Genomic DNA, 16120 nt, shown 5'->3' on the forward strand with positions numbered 1-16120 from the left:
GAGGTGATGCTTATTGCATTATCCGCCGTACATTGGATCAGCTGCCGTACATTGGATCAGCTGCCGTACATTAGATCAGCTACCAAACATTAGATCAGCTAGTGAGTTTAAACGTTATTAAGTTCAAATCGACTAATATGCGGCAATGATCTCGTAACCTGTGAACTTGCGAATGTTAATCACACCCGTGTCAAAAATCAGGTATTGACCTTTAATACCTTTCAACACGCCCGAAATCACAGGCTCTTTATCAAAATTGAGCGAGGTGATTTTGCTTGGGTGCTCCGCGACTGGGTAGCTTATTTCAACGATGTCATGCTGAACGGGTTCAACCGCATCAAAGCCATATTGCAGACGCAGGCTGAAAATTTTGGCATCAATTTTTGGCAGTAAGCGTCGCGCTTCTTCTTTCAAATCGATATCAGCATTGTCGCCTTTCAACATGGTTCGCCAATTGGTTTTGTCGGCAAGAAATTCCGCGATGGCAATTTCCACTAAACCGGAAAGATGACGACTTTTCACACGAAGGATAGGCAGCGCTTGTGTCGCACCTTGATCGATCCAGCGGGTTGGAATTTGGCTGGCGCGCGTAATACCGACTTTTAGCCCTGATGTGTTCGATAGGTAAACCACATGATCGGTCATGCAGAACTTCTCGCCCCACTCAGGCTCTCGGCAAGTGCCTTCGGCAAAGTGACAGGTTTCCGGTTTTAGAATACACATGTCACAGCGGGCAAGCTTACGCGTGCAAGGGAAGCAGTGTCCTTGGCTGAAACTTTTGTTGGTTTTGTTGCCGCAGGCGTCACAGTAGATGTTGCCAGTGTAAGTCAGTGTTAGAGGTTTGCCGATCAGTGCGTTCAACGCAACGTCATTGTCGCCCACAGGCAGTGAGTAATGTACGCCGTTATCCAGCGTACTTTTCATTTTGCTTAAAGTACCAGTCGTCATTGCTTATTATACGTTGTCCTTTTGGTACCTGAAGTGTACCAGAACTTTGTTCGTAAACGGCGGGTTATCGCATCACCAATCCGTCGTTCAGATCGTTGTAAAGCGATACGGTGACGACCACTAAATTGAGCTCAATGTCTTCATTGATGTCATCGATGACAAACAAATCAGCTTCTGACTCAGACGTGTTATTTTGAGCCAATATGATGATATCTTGCTGAATGTCGCCATAAATGGTCATTTCTTCGACTTTTTCATAGCTTCCAAAATCGAGCAGAGCAGCTGGTGCGAGCTCTGGCTTGGCATATGCATGAAAAGGCAACAAGAGTGCAGAAACAAGAAAAGGGGTTGTTAGAAAGCGCATACGAAAAGTCCGTCTTTGTTATATGTGGCGCAGGATGTCACAGTGAAGCGTCCATTTTGTCAGTACAGGGTCAGAGGATGATGATTCTGCAGTAAAAAGCGAGACTTTTAAGCTTTTGAATGCGTTTTCTTGCCATAAGTCACAATTTTACAATTACAGGGCAATGATCTGAGAGTCTATACGTAGCAACAGCATGGTAAGAGAACTGATATTGCTTTGCCTCCACGCGCATTGTCATGTCGATTGCGCCGGGGCTAGCAACAATGTGATCGATGAGTTTATTGTAAACAACATGCTCCCATCGCTTGGTGCGATAGTTAAACTTTCTTGCTTTGCATTTCGCGGCTGTGTTTTCGGTTAACTTAATCAGTGCATTGGCGTTCGTTTCCTTTAGTAACGACTTCCAAGCCCATTCATAGGTGCTATTCATGTAATGGTTAAAGTCACCCGCTATGACAAATTCTTGTCCGAGCTTGGCTCGGGTATTAATCCATACTGACAACGCCTCAATCTGGCGTTCGAGTTTTTTGCAGCTGTTGTTTCGGCGTACCGGCGTATCAAAGCACCCTGATTTGAGATGTATGGAAAGTAAATGAAGCGAGGGTTTGTTTTCTCTTAGCACTTCAATGTAAGCGCCATAGCGAAGGTCACCATCGGAAAGGAATGTCGGCAATCCAAGTGGTTGGTAATCCTTGTGATCAACAACAGTGATGCCTTTCTTAACGGCCCACCCAGTGAACTGATGGCTGGCTCTGCTTTTCTTGTAGCGCAGAGAACGGTCTGAAAAATAGAAATCGTATTGTTGCGGGTCCACCACTTTTGCTAGCGGCTCGGGGCCGTCGACTTCCTGAAAGGCAATGAGGTCTGCGTTAATAACAGAAGAGATGGTTTGCATCATTAAGTAGTCGCCTGCGTTGCGCTTACTTTGAACTATGTCGCCTTTATCCGACAGCCACTCCATGTTCCATGTTGCCAGTGTGAGACTGGCATAAGCCTGAGTTGGAATGATCGCCATAACCAAGAGCAAAAGTCGGCGAAAGTAGGTGGTTGTTTGATTCATGCAGTTTGATCGCACGGAAAGCGGTCGAAGTGAGGACATATCCAGAAGTGAATTCTCTTTTTATTACGATGAACTTACGCGCCAAATACCAGTGTCCATATGTGTGATTATGCTGGGGTACGTGTCCAAAAAAATACTCTTAGCTGGATGATAGAACATACAGTATGCAATGTTTTTGGTAGGTGGCATTTTTGCGTTATCTGTTGCACTTTTTTACAGCCTTTTTTAATTTATTGACGATTATTCCCATTAATCGAATAGATAAAAATCGCATCGCCTCGTGCCATGATCTAAATCAAGGTATCGATCTCCCCTCGAAGGTCTAATGCACCACATATTGTAGTCAATGCTAACTTTCTACCCATATTTGGTATTTCTTGACGTCGTTCACAATTATGTGTAGGTCGGTTTCTTTACGAATAGAGCGATTGACGGTGATGTCAGTTTTCTCTCATGGCAAGGATTGATAGGTGTTCGGCTGGCTGCATTTCCACTTCAAAAATCACGCTGGTAACAGCGTGATTTCACTATTTGCCCTTGTAGTGAAGGGTGATTCATGAGGAGCTATTTGTGAAACCTGTTGTCATCAAACGCGATGGAGCCCGCGTACCTTTTCAGCGCCAACGTATCGAAGATGCGGTGATTCGCGCGGCGCAAGCAGTAGAAGACATGGATCGAGCCTATGCAGCAGCAGTAGCAGATGGCGTTCTCGCTCATGTGATGCGTCACGATGAAGTGGATATCCATCAAATCCAAGACGCTGTCGAAAATCACCTTATGGCAGGGCCTTATAAGGCGGTTGCCCGCGCATATATTGAATATCGTCATGATCGTGACAGTGCGCGTGAAAAGAAAAGCAGACTGAGTCATGAAATTCGTGGTTTGGTTGAGCAGACGAACTCGGACATTCTTAACGAGAATGCCAATAAAGACAGTAAAGTGATACCAACTCAGCGCGACTTACTGGCAGGCATCGTTGCTAAGCACTATGCCAAGCAATACATGCTGCCGAAAGACGTGGTGCGCGCACATGATCAAGGTGATATTCATTATCATGATTTAGACTATGCGCCCTTCTTCCCTATGTTCAACTGCATGTTGGTTGACCTCGAAAATATGCTGACCCATGGTTTTAAAATGGGTAATGCGGAAATCGACACGCCGAAATCGATTCAGACGGCAACGGCTGTGACGGCACAGATCATTGCACAAGTGGCTTCCCATATTTATGGCGGCACCACGATCAATCGCATTGATGAAGTGCTCGCACCGTATGTTGAAATCAGCTACGAAAAACACTTGATGGTTGCCCGTGAGTGGGATATTGCCGACGCAGAGGGCTATGCCAAAGCGCGCACAGAAAAAGAGTGTTATGACGCTTTCCAGTCACTGGAATATGAAGTCAACACCCTGCATACCGCCAACGGGCAAACGCCGTTTGTGACCTTTGGTTTTGGTTTGGGTGAATCTTGGTCAGCGCGTTTGATCCAACAATCAATTTTGCGTAACCGCATTGAAGGCTTGGGCAAAAACCGCAAGACCGCGGTGTTCCCAAAATTGGTGTTTAGTATTAAAGCTGGGTTGAATCAGAAAAACGGTGAGCCAAATTACGACATCAAACAACTGGCTTTAGAGTGTGCGTCTAAGCGCATGTATCCTGACATTCTAAACTATGATCGCGTGGTGGAAGTCACCGGGTCATTCAAAACGCCAATGGGCTGTCGTAGCTTCCTCTCTGATTATGAAGAGAATGGGGAACTGATTCACGAAGGACGCAACAACATCGGTGTTGTTAGCATTAACTTGCCACGTATTGCGATTCGCGCAAATGGCAACGAAGAAACCTTCTATTCACTGCTTGATGATGTGTTGCGTGTTGCGCGTGACGGATTGGATTCTCGCATCGACCGTTTACGCGGTGTGAAAGCCCGTGTTGCACCCATCCTGTATATGGAAGGGGCATGTGGGGTGCGTTTGAATCCAGACGACGATGTCAGTGAAATTTTCAAAAATGGTCGCGCGTCAATTTCATTGGGTTATATCGGTATTCACGAAACGATCAACGCGTTATATGGCAACGAAGAGCACGTGTATGACTCTGAAATGCTGCGTGAAAAAGCGTTGGATGTTGTTAAGTATCTGAAAGCTGCGACTGACCGCTGGAAAGATGAAACCGGATATGGTTTCAGCCTGTATAGCACACCGAGTGAGAACTTGTGCAGCCGATTCTGCAAAATTGATGCGAAAGAGTTTGGCGTTTTGAAAGGGGTGACGGACAAGGGTTATTACACCAACAGCTTCCACCTTGATGTTGAAAAAGCGGTTAACCCTTACGACAAAATTGATTTTGAAATGCCATACCCAGACGTCGCTAGCGGCGGTTTCATTTGTTATGGCGAATATCCAAATATTCAGCACAATATTGAAGCGCTGGAAAATGTTTGGGATTACAGCTACGAACGCGTCCCTTATTACGGCACGAATACGCCGATTGATGAATGTTACGAGTGCGGATTTACAGGCGAATTTGATTGTTCTAGCAAAGGGTTTGTATGCCCAAGTTGTGGCAACCATGATTCCACTAAGGTGTCAGTAACACGCCGAGTTTGCGGTTATCTAGGCAGCCCGGATGCGCGCCCATTCAACGACGGCAAACAGGAAGAAGTGCAACGTCGCGTTAAACACATGTAAGGCATAGTGATGAACTTCCATCAGTATTATCCGGTTGACGTAGTGAATGGTGAAGGCACGCGCTGCACCTTGTTTGTTGCAGGGTGCGAGCATCAATGTCGTGGCTGTTATAACCAAAGCACCTGGTCGTTAGATTCTGGAAAGCCGTTTGATAAACAGATGGAAGACCGCGTGATTGCGGATCTCAATGACACACGCATTAAACGCAGAGGCTTGTCTCTTAGTGGTGGAGATCCACTTCATCCTGCCAATGTTTCTGCTGTGTTGGCGCTAGTAAAACGCGTTCACGCTGAATGTGATGGTAAAGATATCTGGCTATGGACGGGGTATGAGTTAGCACACTTAACTGACGCTCAACAATCCGTTGTTTCGCTTGTTGATGTGCTGGTGGACGGTAAGTTTGAGAAAGATCTTGCCGACCCATCGTTGCCTTGGCGAGGAAGCCATAACCAAGTAGTTCATCGCTTGAAACCTTAGTGAACGCGCAATATTCTCATTAAACGTACAGTAAAATAACGCCGCTCATGTGGCGTTATATCATTCACATGAACCTTCAGATAAATAATGGGAACAAGAACTTATCGTCGTTATTGTTGTCTAGGTATTCCCCCTATATTTAATAGTGCTCCCAAATAAGGACCTCGCAATGAAACTGACGATTGCTGCCTTCGTATTTTTTACTGCTCTGTTTTCTCACGGCATCGCTGTTGCCGACATCACTCCACCTACCTACGAGCATGCCGCAAATGGCAAAATGATCATGGGTGAAAAAGAGTGGGTGAGGGTTGATGACTTCGATGTTGTCGCGATTGCGCGTGTTGATACGGGTGCCACCACCTCATCCATCAGCGCGATTGATATTCAGTCTTTTGAACGTGATGGTAAGAAATGGGTGAAATTTCGCCTTGCTCACGATGACAGACAAAGTGATCTCATTGAACGGCCAGTCGTTCGCACTGTGAAAATCATTCAATCAAGTTCGGAAGGGTATGAGCGTCGGTATGTGGTGGATCTGCCAATTACTATCGGCGATATGACAGTCAGCACAGAGTTCACCTTACGTGACCGTAAACATCTCAACTTTCCCGTTTTACTTGGACGTACGTATCTTAAAGATACCGCCTTGGTAGACGTCAGTAGAAAATACATCCAGCCAAAGCCGGTAACTGGCGTAAAGCAATAGTTCCATTACCCAATTCGGCATCGCGCTTTTTTACTTGCACCGCGCGAGTCTTTCAGTAAGGTACTAGGTGTAATTATTGCCGTTAAATAAGGATGTTATTCCATGTTAGATCTGCTTTCTCCGGCGCAACAAGATCCGATTTTGTCACTTTCCATTGCATTCCGCGCCGACACCCGCGCCGACAAAATGGATTTAGGTATTGGTGTTTATAAAGACAGTGAGGGCAATACGCCAATCATGCAGGCAGTGAAAACTGCCCAGCAGCAACTGGCAGACTCTCAAACCACCAAAAGCTATGTCGGATTGGCGGGTAACGAAGCGTTCAACCAGGCCATGACAGATCTTCTGCTTAAAGGCACCGATGGTTACGGTCGTTGCGCTACCGTGCAAACTCCCGGCGCGAGTGGCGCACTTCGTATGTTGGGTGATCTGATGTACCTCGCCAAACCTGTCACCACGGTATGGATTACTGACCCAAGTTATGTGAATCACAAGCCAGTGATGGAAGCTGCAGGCCTGCACGTTAAGTTTTATCCTTACTTTGATGCAATCACCAAGCAGGTGAACCCGGAAGCAATGCTCGATGCTTTGTCAAAAGCTGGGCCTGATGACGTCGTACTGCTGCATGGCTGCTGTCATAACCCAACCGGTGCCGATATTCGCCGTGAGCATTGGCAAGCCATCAATGAATTGGCACAGAAAAATGGATTTACGCCGTTTGTCGACATTGCTTACCAAGGTTTCGGCGAAGGCTTAGAAGAAGATGCTTACGGCCTGCGTTTGCTGGCTGATTCGGTCGAAGAAATGTTGATTGCAACGTCTTGTTCGAAGAACTTTGGTTTGTACCGTGAACGCACGGGTGCGGCTATCGTTATTGGTAAAAACGCACAAGAAGCGACTAACGCAAAAGGCCGTATTCTTCAATTGGCTCGTGCAACCTACACCATGCCACCTGATCACGGCGCTGCGATTGTGGAAACCATTCTGTCTGATAACGTACTGACTAAACAGTGGCGAGAAGAATTGGATAGTATGCGTAACCGCATTATCTCGCTCCGTGAGGGGTTAAGTTCTGCGCTTTCTGCTCGTACTGGTGATAACCGTTTTGATTTTATCAAGCAACATAAAGGCATGTTCTCTATGTTGGCGTATTCACCTGAACAAATGGTTAAGCTGCGTGAAGAGTTCGGTATCTATGCGGTGGGTGACAGCCGTATCAACGTGGCGGGGCTGACCGAGTCGCGCATTGACTACTTAGCGGATGCATTAATCGCGGTATCAAAATAGCCTTAACGAGACACTATTTGCTGACGAGCCCGCTTTGTGCTGGCTCTGTTTTTCTTAACGGATAAATTAGACAAATCATCATGAAAATTCATCGTATTAACCCGACCAATCGTTGGTCTGACGTCACTGTTTTCAATGGTATCGCTCACTTTGTTGAAGTTCCAGAAAGCGATCTAAGCGCAGATATCAAAGGTCAGACAGCACAAGTTCTTGCACAAGCGGAAGAGATGCTAGCATCTGTGGGTAGCGATAAAACCCGCGTTCTGTCAGTAACTATCTACTTGACTGACTTTGAAAACCTAGCTGCTTTGAACGAAGTTTGGGATGCATGGTTTGAAGCAGGTACAGCGCCGAGCCGCGCGTGTGTGAAAGCAGAGCTTGCTGACCCAGACTATTTGGTTGAAATGGCATTTGTTGCCGCGGCTGGCGAAGCGTTTCAATCTTGAGGTTACTTGGCAATATATAGAAAAAGGGCAGCGTGAATCGCTGCCCTTTTTGTTATGCATGACACCGAGGATCATCTTTGATTCGCGAATTACATCGCTTGGCGGAAAATATCGCAAATTTCTTCGTGTGTCGCTTGTTTCGGGTTAGTAAACCCACACGCATCTTTTAACGCGTTTTCTGCCAGCACAGGGAAATCGTCCGCTTTCACGCCAAGTGTTTCTAATCCTGCTGGAATACCAACATCTTTAGAAAGTACTTGTATCGCATCAAGAGCAGCTTGTGCCCCTTGTTCCGGTGTCAATGAATTAACGTCCACGCCCATGGCTTTGGCAACATCACGCAGACGACTTGCCGACACTTGCGCGTTGTAGCGCTGAACATGTGGCAACAAAATGGCATTGCAGACGCCGTGCGGTAAGTCATAAAAACCGCCTAATTGGTGTGCCATGGCATGAACATAGCCTAGAGATGCGTTATTGAATGCCATACCTGCCATGAACTGCGCATACGCCATTTGCTCTCGTGCTTCGAGGTTTTGTCCGTCTTTGACAGCGGTTCTCAAGTTCGCTTGGATAAGCTCAATGGCTTTGATTGCGACTGCATCAGTGATTGGGGATGCCGCAACAGACACATAAGCCTCCACCGCGTGGGTCAGTGCGTCCATTCCCGTCGCTGCGGTGAGTGATGCTGGTTTCGCCAGCATTAATTCGGGGTCGTTAACCGAAATCAACGGTGTGGTGTTTTTATCTACAATCGCCATTTTGATGTGTCGGGTTTCATCAGTAATGATGCAGAAGCGAGTCATTTCTGACGCTGTGCCAGCGGTGGTGTTGATGGCGATGAGTGGCATTTGTGCTTTTGCAGATTGGTCGACACCTTCGTAGTCGCCAATTTTTCCGCCATTTGCGGCCACTAATGCAATGCCTTTCGCACAATCATGTGGTGAGCCACCACCCAGTGAAATGACGAAATCACAGTTATTTTCTGTGAGGATGGCGAGACCTGCCTCCACGTTGCTTGTGGTTGGATTGGGTTGAGTACCATCGAAAACGACAGTGCTGACATTGCGCTCTGACAGCAAGGCAGCGACTTTTTCAACCACACCAATCTCATTTAACACTTTGTCGGTAACAATCAGGCCATTTTTGAAACCATGAGAGTGTATGGCATCAACTGCGTCGGTTAGGCAGCCTGCGCCCATTAGGTTCACTGTAGGGATGTAAAATGCGCTAGTCATGACGATTCTCCGTGGTGCTAACGTTAATAATTGTTGGTCTACTACGGCAGATAAAAACGCGGTTTCATCGGTTTGCCGTGCCTATCTTTTGTAACATTTGCGACACATTCAACACTTTGATCTACCTCAATCTGTAGCACAAAATATTGGGCATTAATGTCAAGACTTTGAACCAGATCATTATTGTGGTCTTTCATTAACATTCTGAAATATTTATGGTTTTTTTGATATCAAAAAGGTGAGGTTTAATGAGGGGGCGATAGAATAGTGGCGCGTTTACTGGGACGGAATCACCCTAGCATGCGTTTCAATGTCAATGTCTCGCTTTAAATACATAAAAGATTCATATCAATAGACATGAGCATGAAGCACATCTAGGATATCGTTTATCGAAATTCAATTAGTTGCATATAGGGAAAGCATGCTCTGGCATAAAGTCCGCGATCAACTCAAACTGCATAACATCAGTCTTATCGTCGGTCCCAACCGAACACATAAAACAAAATTTCTTTGTGAGCAATATGAGGGACAACCATTCCTTATTGATGTATCCAAAGCGATGGTTGCCTACTGCGGAGGTGATACTCGAATTACGGAACAAGAATGGCAGCAAATTATTGATCGAGATTGCGACTTCATCACCGTTGACGATGCGCATCTATTGCAATCTACAGATCTCATCAAGCTTATAGACATTGCTGTTGAAACCAAAAAGCGTCTCTACATGTCTTGCAATGAAACGATAGCGTCTTACCTTCCCGCGTTTCTCACTCATGCAAAGGACTATCAGCTGTCTGTTGTTAAGTTGGAAAGGCTAACGGAAAACGATGTGTGCGCATGGAGCTTGGCGGCGTATAAAGGGAGATAAACAACACCTAGATCGTGACTCGCTGGATGTCGAACCTGTCGGTAGGGTTTAGCAAGATTACTCGGCCAGACGCAACGGATAACACCTAGTTACGCTATTCCTGTTTCCGGCAGGCGTGCATTGCATTACTATCCAGCCACAATAATCGGCTTTTTGAGGGCTACGATGAAAAAATCCATAACTGCAATCATGCTTCTTATCGCACTGACTGGTTGCGAAGATGCAGCGAAAGTGATTGATCAGGCGCAAGAGAGCGCGAATAAAGCTGTGGACGGCCTACAAGCACAAATCGAGGCCGTTGATTTGAGTGAGTTGAAACTAGACCAATTCGGCGACGCTGCGGATTCTGCAAAAGCATTGGCTGCATCCGTTCAGGAAGCTGTTAATGCAGACTTTGCTGATCCAACAGCGCTGGTTGAGGTGAGAGAGCAAATTGCGAATGCGTATAGCTGCTTGGTTGATGCCACGTCTGAAAGCACCGCAGAAAAATTACTGGATAGTGTGTTATCAACTATCGGCAGCGAAGATGCATTGTCAGTGATTGACAAAGGTGTCGAAAAAGCCAAAGCAGCACAAGAGTGTGTGATGTAAATACCTTTCACTGAGCGTGATTGTGCGACAGACTGATTAAAAAAGGCTGACATCATGTGTCAGCCTTTTTGTTTGGGGTTATTCGATATGGCAGACTGTTCTGGTTGCCAGAAAAAGCACTCGCTTAATCGTCAAAACGGTCATCAATAAACGTCTGTGACGGAATAAAATAATTCGTCCCGGTTTTTGCCTCAACAAAGTCCAGTAAGCGATCATAGTCGCCATTGTCATCGGCATAGATCATCTGAGTAAGAGATGTCTCGATGATAGACGGTGTTTTGGCAAATCCAATGAACATAGTTCCATGCTCCATGGCGTTACCAAAAGGGCGGTTTTGGCGGTACATTTTTACTTCTTCGCCGTTTATTTCCACTTTGCTTTTTGCATTGTGCGCCCATGCTGGCTTGTCATCATCACTCAGTTCAATGTCATCCATTTTTGTTCGACCAACAACTTTTTCTTGATGCTCTGTGGGTTGCTGGTCCCACAATGCTTGCCGATCAAGATAGCGCTGAACCACCAGATAACTCCCGCCGCGATAGCTATCGGTTTCATCGCTAATCAAAACAGATTCTACTCTTTCATCATTGATTGGGTTTTCTGTGCCATCTACAAAATCGATCATGTCGCGATTATCGAGGTATTTATAACCTTGAATGTCTTCAACCAAAGTAGCAATGCCGGACAGCGCTTTGGTTGTATATTTGGCAATTTGAAAATTGAGATCTTTACGTTCTGATTTAACCATCAGAAAAATATCACCGGCAGTACTAGGAAAGTGTCTTGGGCCATTTTTCATTTCGGGGAAGACGTGCAACTCCTCGGGCATTGCAAGGTCGGGAAAGAGGATTGGCCACGCATTGGCAGAAAACCCCATGGTCATCGATATTCCTGCATCAGGGTCTTTTTGACGAATGGATTTCTCTATACCGGGTAACTGTGCCAACGCATCGCTAATTTCTTCTACATTCAGCCATTGGTCTTTTAGTACAAAGGTTAGGAATTCTGCATGGGTGGTTGGGTTCGTCAAAACCCCTATTTGCGCCATTGAAGCAAGCTCGTTCATACATCGTCCTGTTGTCTGAGGATAGGTATTAAGCATTTAACGTCATAATAGATCAGCTTGATGTATGGAAGTGGGGTAGGAATGAGACGAGCATGATGAAAAATAGGCGGTTAGTGAAGGTAGAAACAATTCGCCCCCGAAATATCGAGGGCGATAACTGAAAGCTTGTTTGCTTGCGAGAATTAGCGCTTGTTTTTAAGGTAACGCTTACGACGGTCTTCTTTTGTTTTCGCTTTCTGTTCCGCTTTCAGTGCGGCCGCTTCTTCCACTTCGATCAGTTCTTTGTCGATCATATCCGGATGCTCAAGAGTGATGAGCCCCAGCACGCCATTACGCAGATCATTGATGAGAATTTCAGAGGCTTTATGGAGATCGATTCGACCGCCTGTACGCAAACAACCGCGTTTTTCACCGATGGCTTCCATCAATTCAATTTCAGTCTCGGGCAGATCTTCAATGTTGTAGCGCTTTTTCAATAACTCAGGATAGGTCTTTGCAAGGTATTCCACGGTGTAGAAAGCGACTTCATCATATTCCATCGCCGTGTCTTTTACCGCGCCCGTTGCCGCTAGGCGAAAACCACTGTGTGGGTTCTCCACTTTCGGCCACAAAATCCCTGGGGTATCAGAAAGGACAACACCGTTTTGTAGGTTAATGCGCTGCTGTTGACGGGTGACGGCTGGCTGGTTGCCAGTTTTCGCAACAACTCGGCCCGCTAACGTATTGATGATGGTAGATTTACCAACGTTAGGGATCCCCATAATCATGGTGCGAATATTTTTGCCCATGTCTTCACGGTGAGGGGCTAATTTGCGGCACAATTCCATGATCTTGTTAACTTCGCTAATGCTCTCAGTGGTGATAGCAATGGCTTTTACGCCTTGTTCTTTTTCGAGATGCTCAAGCCACAGCGCTGTCATCTCGGGATCAGCCAAATCGCGCTTGTTCAATACTTTGATAACAGGCTTATCTTTTCGGATGTGTCTTATCAGTGGGTTTTCACTGCTGAACGGAATACGTGCGTCGAGAACTTCGATGATAACGTCGATTTTAGGAACGACTTCTTCAATCTCTTTACGGGCTTTGTGCATGTGGCCAGGAAACCACTGAATTGAGTTGTTAATCATGGGACTGATTGCCTTAATAAATTCGTGTATATCGCCCAAATCGGTGTCATAAGTCACCAAACAATGCAGTTGGGGGGCGCTAATAATGGCGGGATTTTAGCACTTTAATGGGAACAACGGAAAAGTAAGTGCGGATAACAAAGATAACGGGTCAGAGATTGCTCACCTTGACCAGGTGGGCAGTGAACTGGAATCAGTCTTTTGTCAGTTCACTTGAAAAATAGGCGCTAACTCTTCCGGGTGTTCTGCGAAGAAATTGGCTAATCTTTGCGGCATCCCCAAATAGAAACCTTGGAAAAAGTTGACGTCGAGTGCGCGCATGGCGTTATACTCGTCAGCGTTTTCTATGCCTTCTACCAATACTTCGGAACCGACTTCTTTGGCGAGAGCTATCGCTCGAAACATTGGCGCGGTATCACCCTGCATATAATCTTGTAAAAGAGATCGGTCGATTTTCAGAATGTTGGGGCTAAGCATACGAACGCGCTCTTCTTTTGACCCTTTCACACCATAATCGTCGATGGCGATTCGAAACCCATTGATGGTCGATTGAACTGTTGCAGCAGTTAGAGCATCCATTTCGTCATGAAGGTGCTCAACCACTTCCAACACGATATGATGTTGAGGTATCCCTAGCTCGGCGACACGTTTTACCATTAGGTTTTGATTTGAAAATTTTGAGATAGATTCAACCGCAGAAGACGGCAGCATATTGAGGAAAAGGGTGTGTTGACCTGCATAAGGCGCGAAGTTTCTAAGATGAATAACACGCGCCAGTCTATCTGTACTGACCTGATCATGAAATTCTGGGTGACCACGCTCAATGTGCCTGAATAAGTGGGCAGGGCACGCAGGTTCACCCGTTAGCGATTTGGCACGAATCAATGCTTCAAAACCTAACACGGAAGCATCTGCACGAAAGATGGGCTGATAGACACTTCTGAGCACCAAATCATTGAACTGGGCAATGATTTCGCCGTTTACATCGCTGCTGAGGCATTGCTCAAATGCAGCTCTGGTTCTCAAGCTGTTACCCACAATTCAACTTCTCCACTTACTACTTAGTCGGAGCTCAATAAGTCCAAGAAAATGCATGTTACGTCAAAGATAGGGGCGAGAGAATACATGGTTGGTTAACCCAACAAATTTATGTGATCTCTGCCAATGAGTTGTATCCCCAAACAACCCCAAGATGCTTGTTCAGCGAGAGTTTGTTGGCTGTCTGTCGCGGCGCTGGTTTGAAAACATAGTCCCTCTAGGTTGAAAATTTATATCAGTAACGATTCACAATGTTAATTTTAATGACCGTGCAATGCGCTCCCCTTTGTTGAAATGCCAGATGTAAAAGGGCGTCGTAAATAAATTTTTACGCTCTTACATACCGTAACGCTTGGTGGCAGATGTCCGTTTCTACACTCAGAGACTATCGTTTTATGAAGAGAGCGAAAGGAGGAGCGGCGATGAAATCCAGTCGTTACGAGTCGAAGCCTTTACATGCCAATGGGAAAATTGCTTGGAGTGAAGAAGAAAATGAGGTTTGGCATCAATTAGTGACGCGACAATTGGCATGCATTGACGGTAAGGGCTGTCAGGAGTATTTCGATGGGCTCTCCATGCTAAACCTGCCGATTGAGCACGTTCCTCAGATCACCGATATTAATCAGGTATTAAAAAAAACAACTGGCTGGCAGTTAGAGCCCGTCCCGGCCTTGATTGATTTTGACCATTTTTTTACGTTGCTGGCATCGAAACGGTTTCCGGTAGCGACGTTTTTACGCTCAGCGGCAGATTTTGATTATCTGCAGGAGCCCGATTATTTCCATGAGATCTTTGGTCACTGCGCCATGTTAACGCACAAGGCATTTGCGGCCTTTACTCACCTTTATGGCAAGCTTGGTCTGAACGCATCGAAAGCAGAGCGCGTCTATTTGGCAAGGTTGTATTGGTTCACGGTGGAGTTTGGTTTGATCGAGTCGTCTGGCCAACGTGCGCTGTATGGCGGTGGCATATTGTCATCGCCCGCAGAAACGGAATATGCCTATAGCAGTGATGTGCCTATCCGTAAGAAGTTGGACATTGTTGATGTGATGCGTACACCGTATCGAATAGATATTTTGCAACCCGTCTATTTCCACTTAGACGCGTTAGATGAATTGTATGAGATTGAGAATGTGGATTTGATAGCTTGTGTGCATCGCGCCATGTCATTGGGGTTACATCCACCTTGTTACCCAGAAAAAATTGCTTAAAACATGAAGAAAGGGAGAGCAAACACAATGCCGGACTTATACGAATTGAAATGCGAAGCTTGCCATGCGGATGCAGTAAAAGTGACGGCCAGCGAATCGGCAGATTTGATGGCGAGCATCCCAGAGTGGAAGGTGATTAACGTTGACGGTATTGATCAGCTGCAGCGAACTTTTACGTTCCGGACGTTTAAACAAGCATGGGCATTTTCAAACCGTGTTGCAGAGTTGGCCGAAAGTGAAGGACATCACCCAGCCATTCTTCTCGAGTGGGGTTTGTGCTCAGTGACTTGGTGGACGCACAAAATTAAAGGTCTGCATAAGAATGATTTTATCTGTGCCGCGAAGACTGATCAGTTGTTGGATTAGTGGAAACGAGAAAGTAATGGGCTTATCGCTTCATGAAAGAAGGGGGAGTCATCCTCCTTTTCTGTGCTTGGTATTCATTCCCGGCTCAAACACGCATTCCCGCTAAATACTGCATCGACTGACTCGACGCTGCATCTCTGCCTTTCTCATCGGCATTTCATCGATTACATTCACCAATTCATTGATGTTCACACTCTGCTGCCAGCGAAATTTCTCAGTGCCGTCTTTTCCAATTAGCACGGCAATGTGCTGGTCCGCATTCACCGCATATTTTTGTCGTAACTGGCGAATCTCTTGAGAGGAAAACAGACCACGAGAGTCAGACATTTCCTGCATGTTAAGAATTAATGGGTGGAGGTCTCGGTCGTTTAACTGGCAGCTGTGCATGAGCATTAAACGTTCAAAGTCTTCCACTTTCTCATCAAGGCTAGGCGCAAAGAAAATCAGCGTGCGATGAGGCTCAACCAATCTATAGAAAGGGTAGGAGAGTGCCTGTGAAGAGAGAAAAAGGCATGTAGCCACTCCCATAAGAGCAATTTCGCGCATCACGTCCTCCCAATGAGGCTAATTAGGTATACCACTAATACGAAAGTTTAGTCTGAACGGATTCATTCCGCCCCGTTAGCCCTAGTTGCA

The 16120-nt window shown here is 46.0% G+C and carries 17 protein-coding genes; 9 read left to right on the forward strand and 8 right to left on the reverse strand.

The window, feature by feature from the left end:
* Window positions 1-132: 132 nt before the first annotated feature.
* The 3 genes from AB8599_RS21110 to AB8599_RS21120 all read right to left on the reverse strand — a co-directional run bounded on the left by AB8599_RS21110 (window position 133) and on the right by AB8599_RS21120 (window position 2372).
* A complete protein-coding gene (locus tag AB8599_RS21110) occupies window positions 133-948 on the reverse strand; it encodes a DUF2797 domain-containing protein (protein WP_407333695.1) in 816 nt (271 codons plus the stop codon).
* Between the two features lie 64 nt (window positions 949-1012).
* On the reverse strand, window positions 1013-1312 hold the full coding sequence (locus AB8599_RS21115) for a hypothetical protein (protein ID WP_407333696.1): 300 nt from the start codon (window positions 1310-1312) through the stop codon (window positions 1013-1015).
* A 139-nt stretch (window positions 1313-1451) separates the two neighbouring features.
* Window positions 1452-2372, reverse strand: coding sequence for an endonuclease/exonuclease/phosphatase family protein (locus AB8599_RS21120; protein WP_407333697.1), 921 nt, complete (start codon window positions 2370-2372; stop codon window positions 1452-1454).
* A 570-nt stretch (window positions 2373-2942) separates the two neighbouring features.
* Here AB8599_RS21120 and nrdD point away from each other — a divergent pair.
* The 5 genes from nrdD (at window position 2943) to AB8599_RS21145 (ending at window position 7979) form a co-directional block, all read left to right on the forward strand.
* A complete protein-coding gene (gene nrdD / locus AB8599_RS21125; RefSeq protein WP_407333698.1) occupies window positions 2943-5063 on the forward strand; it encodes an anaerobic ribonucleoside-triphosphate reductase in 2121 nt (706 codons plus the stop codon).
* Between the two features lie 9 nt (window positions 5064-5072).
* A complete protein-coding gene (gene nrdG / locus AB8599_RS21130; protein ID WP_407333699.1) occupies window positions 5073-5540 on the forward strand; it encodes an anaerobic ribonucleoside-triphosphate reductase-activating protein in 468 nt (155 codons plus the stop codon).
* Between the two features lie 169 nt (window positions 5541-5709).
* Window positions 5710-6246: an ATP-dependent zinc protease gene (locus AB8599_RS21135; protein WP_407333700.1), complete on the forward strand. Its 537-nt coding sequence runs from the start codon at window positions 5710-5712 to the stop codon at window positions 6244-6246.
* Between the two features lie 102 nt (window positions 6247-6348).
* Window positions 6349-7533 carry an aromatic amino acid transaminase gene (locus AB8599_RS21140; RefSeq protein ID WP_407333701.1) on the forward strand — a complete coding sequence of 395 codons (1185 nt, stop codon included), beginning with the start codon at window positions 6349-6351 and terminating at the stop codon, window positions 7531-7533.
* An 80-nt stretch (window positions 7534-7613) separates the two neighbouring features.
* Window positions 7614-7979: a RidA family protein gene (locus tag AB8599_RS21145; protein ID WP_407333702.1), complete on the forward strand. Its 366-nt coding sequence runs from the start codon at window positions 7614-7616 to the stop codon at window positions 7977-7979.
* Window positions 7980-8068: 89 nt separating this feature from the next.
* Here AB8599_RS21145 and yiaY read toward each other — a convergent pair whose 3' ends face one another.
* Window positions 8069-9217, reverse strand: a complete 1149-nt coding sequence (gene yiaY / locus AB8599_RS21150) for an L-threonine dehydrogenase (protein ID WP_407333703.1) — start codon at window positions 9215-9217, stop codon at window positions 8069-8071.
* A 421-nt stretch (window positions 9218-9638) separates the two neighbouring features.
* On the opposite strand from yiaY, the gene AB8599_RS21155 reads away from it, so the two are divergent.
* Window positions 9639-10085 carry a hypothetical protein gene (locus AB8599_RS21155; protein ID WP_407333704.1) on the forward strand — a complete coding sequence of 149 codons (447 nt, stop codon included), beginning with the start codon at window positions 9639-9641 and terminating at the stop codon, window positions 10083-10085.
* Window positions 10086-10250: 165 nt separating this feature from the next.
* Complete coding sequence (locus tag AB8599_RS21160) at window positions 10251-10676, forward strand: hypothetical protein (protein ID WP_407333705.1); 426 nt, start codon at window positions 10251-10253, stop codon at window positions 10674-10676.
* A 124-nt stretch (window positions 10677-10800) separates the two neighbouring features.
* On the opposite strand, the gene AB8599_RS21165 is transcribed toward AB8599_RS21160, so the two are convergent.
* The 3 genes from AB8599_RS21165 to AB8599_RS21175 form a co-directional block, all read right to left on the reverse strand.
* The gene (locus AB8599_RS21165) at window positions 10801-11742 is read right to left on the reverse strand and encodes a Dyp-type peroxidase (protein ID WP_407333706.1); all 942 of its coding nucleotides are present in this window, start codon (window positions 11740-11742) and stop codon (window positions 10801-10803) included.
* A 182-nt stretch (window positions 11743-11924) separates the two neighbouring features.
* Window positions 11925-12869, reverse strand: coding sequence for a ribosome biogenesis GTPase YlqF (gene ylqF, locus AB8599_RS21170; protein ID WP_407333707.1), 945 nt, complete (start codon window positions 12867-12869; stop codon window positions 11925-11927).
* A gap of 204 nt (window positions 12870-13073) precedes the next feature.
* On the reverse strand, window positions 13074-13895 hold the full coding sequence (locus AB8599_RS21175; protein ID WP_407333708.1) for an EAL domain-containing protein: 822 nt from the start codon (window positions 13893-13895) through the stop codon (window positions 13074-13076).
* Between the two features lie 434 nt (window positions 13896-14329).
* Here AB8599_RS21175 and phhA point away from each other — a divergent pair, with 434 nt between their 5' ends.
* Both phhA and AB8599_RS21185 read left to right on the forward strand, forming a co-directional pair.
* A complete protein-coding gene (gene phhA / locus AB8599_RS21180) occupies window positions 14330-15118 on the forward strand; it encodes a phenylalanine 4-monooxygenase (RefSeq protein WP_407333709.1) in 789 nt (262 codons plus the stop codon).
* A 27-nt stretch (window positions 15119-15145) separates the two neighbouring features.
* Window positions 15146-15484 carry a 4a-hydroxytetrahydrobiopterin dehydratase gene (locus AB8599_RS21185; protein WP_407333710.1) on the forward strand — a complete coding sequence of 113 codons (339 nt, stop codon included), beginning with the start codon at window positions 15146-15148 and terminating at the stop codon, window positions 15482-15484.
* A 102-nt stretch (window positions 15485-15586) separates the two neighbouring features.
* On the opposite strand, the gene AB8599_RS21190 is transcribed toward AB8599_RS21185, so the two are convergent.
* The gene (locus AB8599_RS21190; protein ID WP_407333711.1) at window positions 15587-16030 is read right to left on the reverse strand and encodes a DUF4174 domain-containing protein; all 444 of its coding nucleotides are present in this window, start codon (window positions 16028-16030) and stop codon (window positions 15587-15589) included.
* Window positions 16031-16120: the final 90 nt, after the last annotated feature.

Origin of the sequence: Enterovibrio litoreus (assembly GCF_045679545.1) — a bacterium.
GTDB lineage: Bacteria > Pseudomonadota > Gammaproteobacteria > Enterobacterales > Vibrionaceae > Enterovibrio.

Coding starts and splice junctions, on each gene's coding strand:
- AB8599_RS21110 (WP_407333695.1), bottom strand. CDS start 948: ATGACGACTGGTACTTTAAGCAAAATGAAAAGTACGCTGGATAACGGC.
- AB8599_RS21115 (WP_407333696.1), bottom strand. CDS start 1,312: ATGCGCTTTCTAACAACCCCTTTTCTTGTTTCTGCACTCTTGTTGCCT.
- AB8599_RS21120 (WP_407333697.1), bottom strand. CDS start 2,372: ATGAATCAAACAACCACCTACTTTCGCCGACTTTTGCTCTTGGTTATG.
- nrdG (WP_407333699.1), top strand. CDS start 5,073: ATGAACTTCCATCAGTATTATCCGGTTGACGTAGTGAATGGTGAAGGC.
- AB8599_RS21135 (WP_407333700.1), top strand. CDS start 5,710: ATGAAACTGACGATTGCTGCCTTCGTATTTTTTACTGCTCTGTTTTCT.
- AB8599_RS21140 (WP_407333701.1), top strand. CDS start 6,349: ATGTTAGATCTGCTTTCTCCGGCGCAACAAGATCCGATTTTGTCACTT.
- AB8599_RS21145 (WP_407333702.1), top strand. CDS start 7,614: ATGAAAATTCATCGTATTAACCCGACCAATCGTTGGTCTGACGTCACT.
- yiaY (WP_407333703.1), bottom strand. CDS start 9,217: ATGACTAGCGCATTTTACATCCCTACAGTGAACCTAATGGGCGCAGGC.
- AB8599_RS21155 (WP_407333704.1), top strand. CDS start 9,639: ATGCTCTGGCATAAAGTCCGCGATCAACTCAAACTGCATAACATCAGT.
- AB8599_RS21160 (WP_407333705.1), top strand. CDS start 10,251: ATGAAAAAATCCATAACTGCAATCATGCTTCTTATCGCACTGACTGGT.
- AB8599_RS21165 (WP_407333706.1), bottom strand. CDS start 11,742: ATGAACGAGCTTGCTTCAATGGCGCAAATAGGGGTTTTGACGAACCCA.
- ylqF (WP_407333707.1), bottom strand. CDS start 12,869: ATGATTAACAACTCAATTCAGTGGTTTCCTGGCCACATGCACAAAGCC.
- phhA (WP_407333709.1), top strand. CDS start 14,330: ATGAAATCCAGTCGTTACGAGTCGAAGCCTTTACATGCCAATGGGAAA.
- AB8599_RS21185 (WP_407333710.1), top strand. CDS start 15,146: ATGCCGGACTTATACGAATTGAAATGCGAAGCTTGCCATGCGGATGCA.
- AB8599_RS21190 (WP_407333711.1), bottom strand. CDS start 16,030: ATGCGCGAAATTGCTCTTATGGGAGTGGCTACATGCCTTTTTCTCTCT.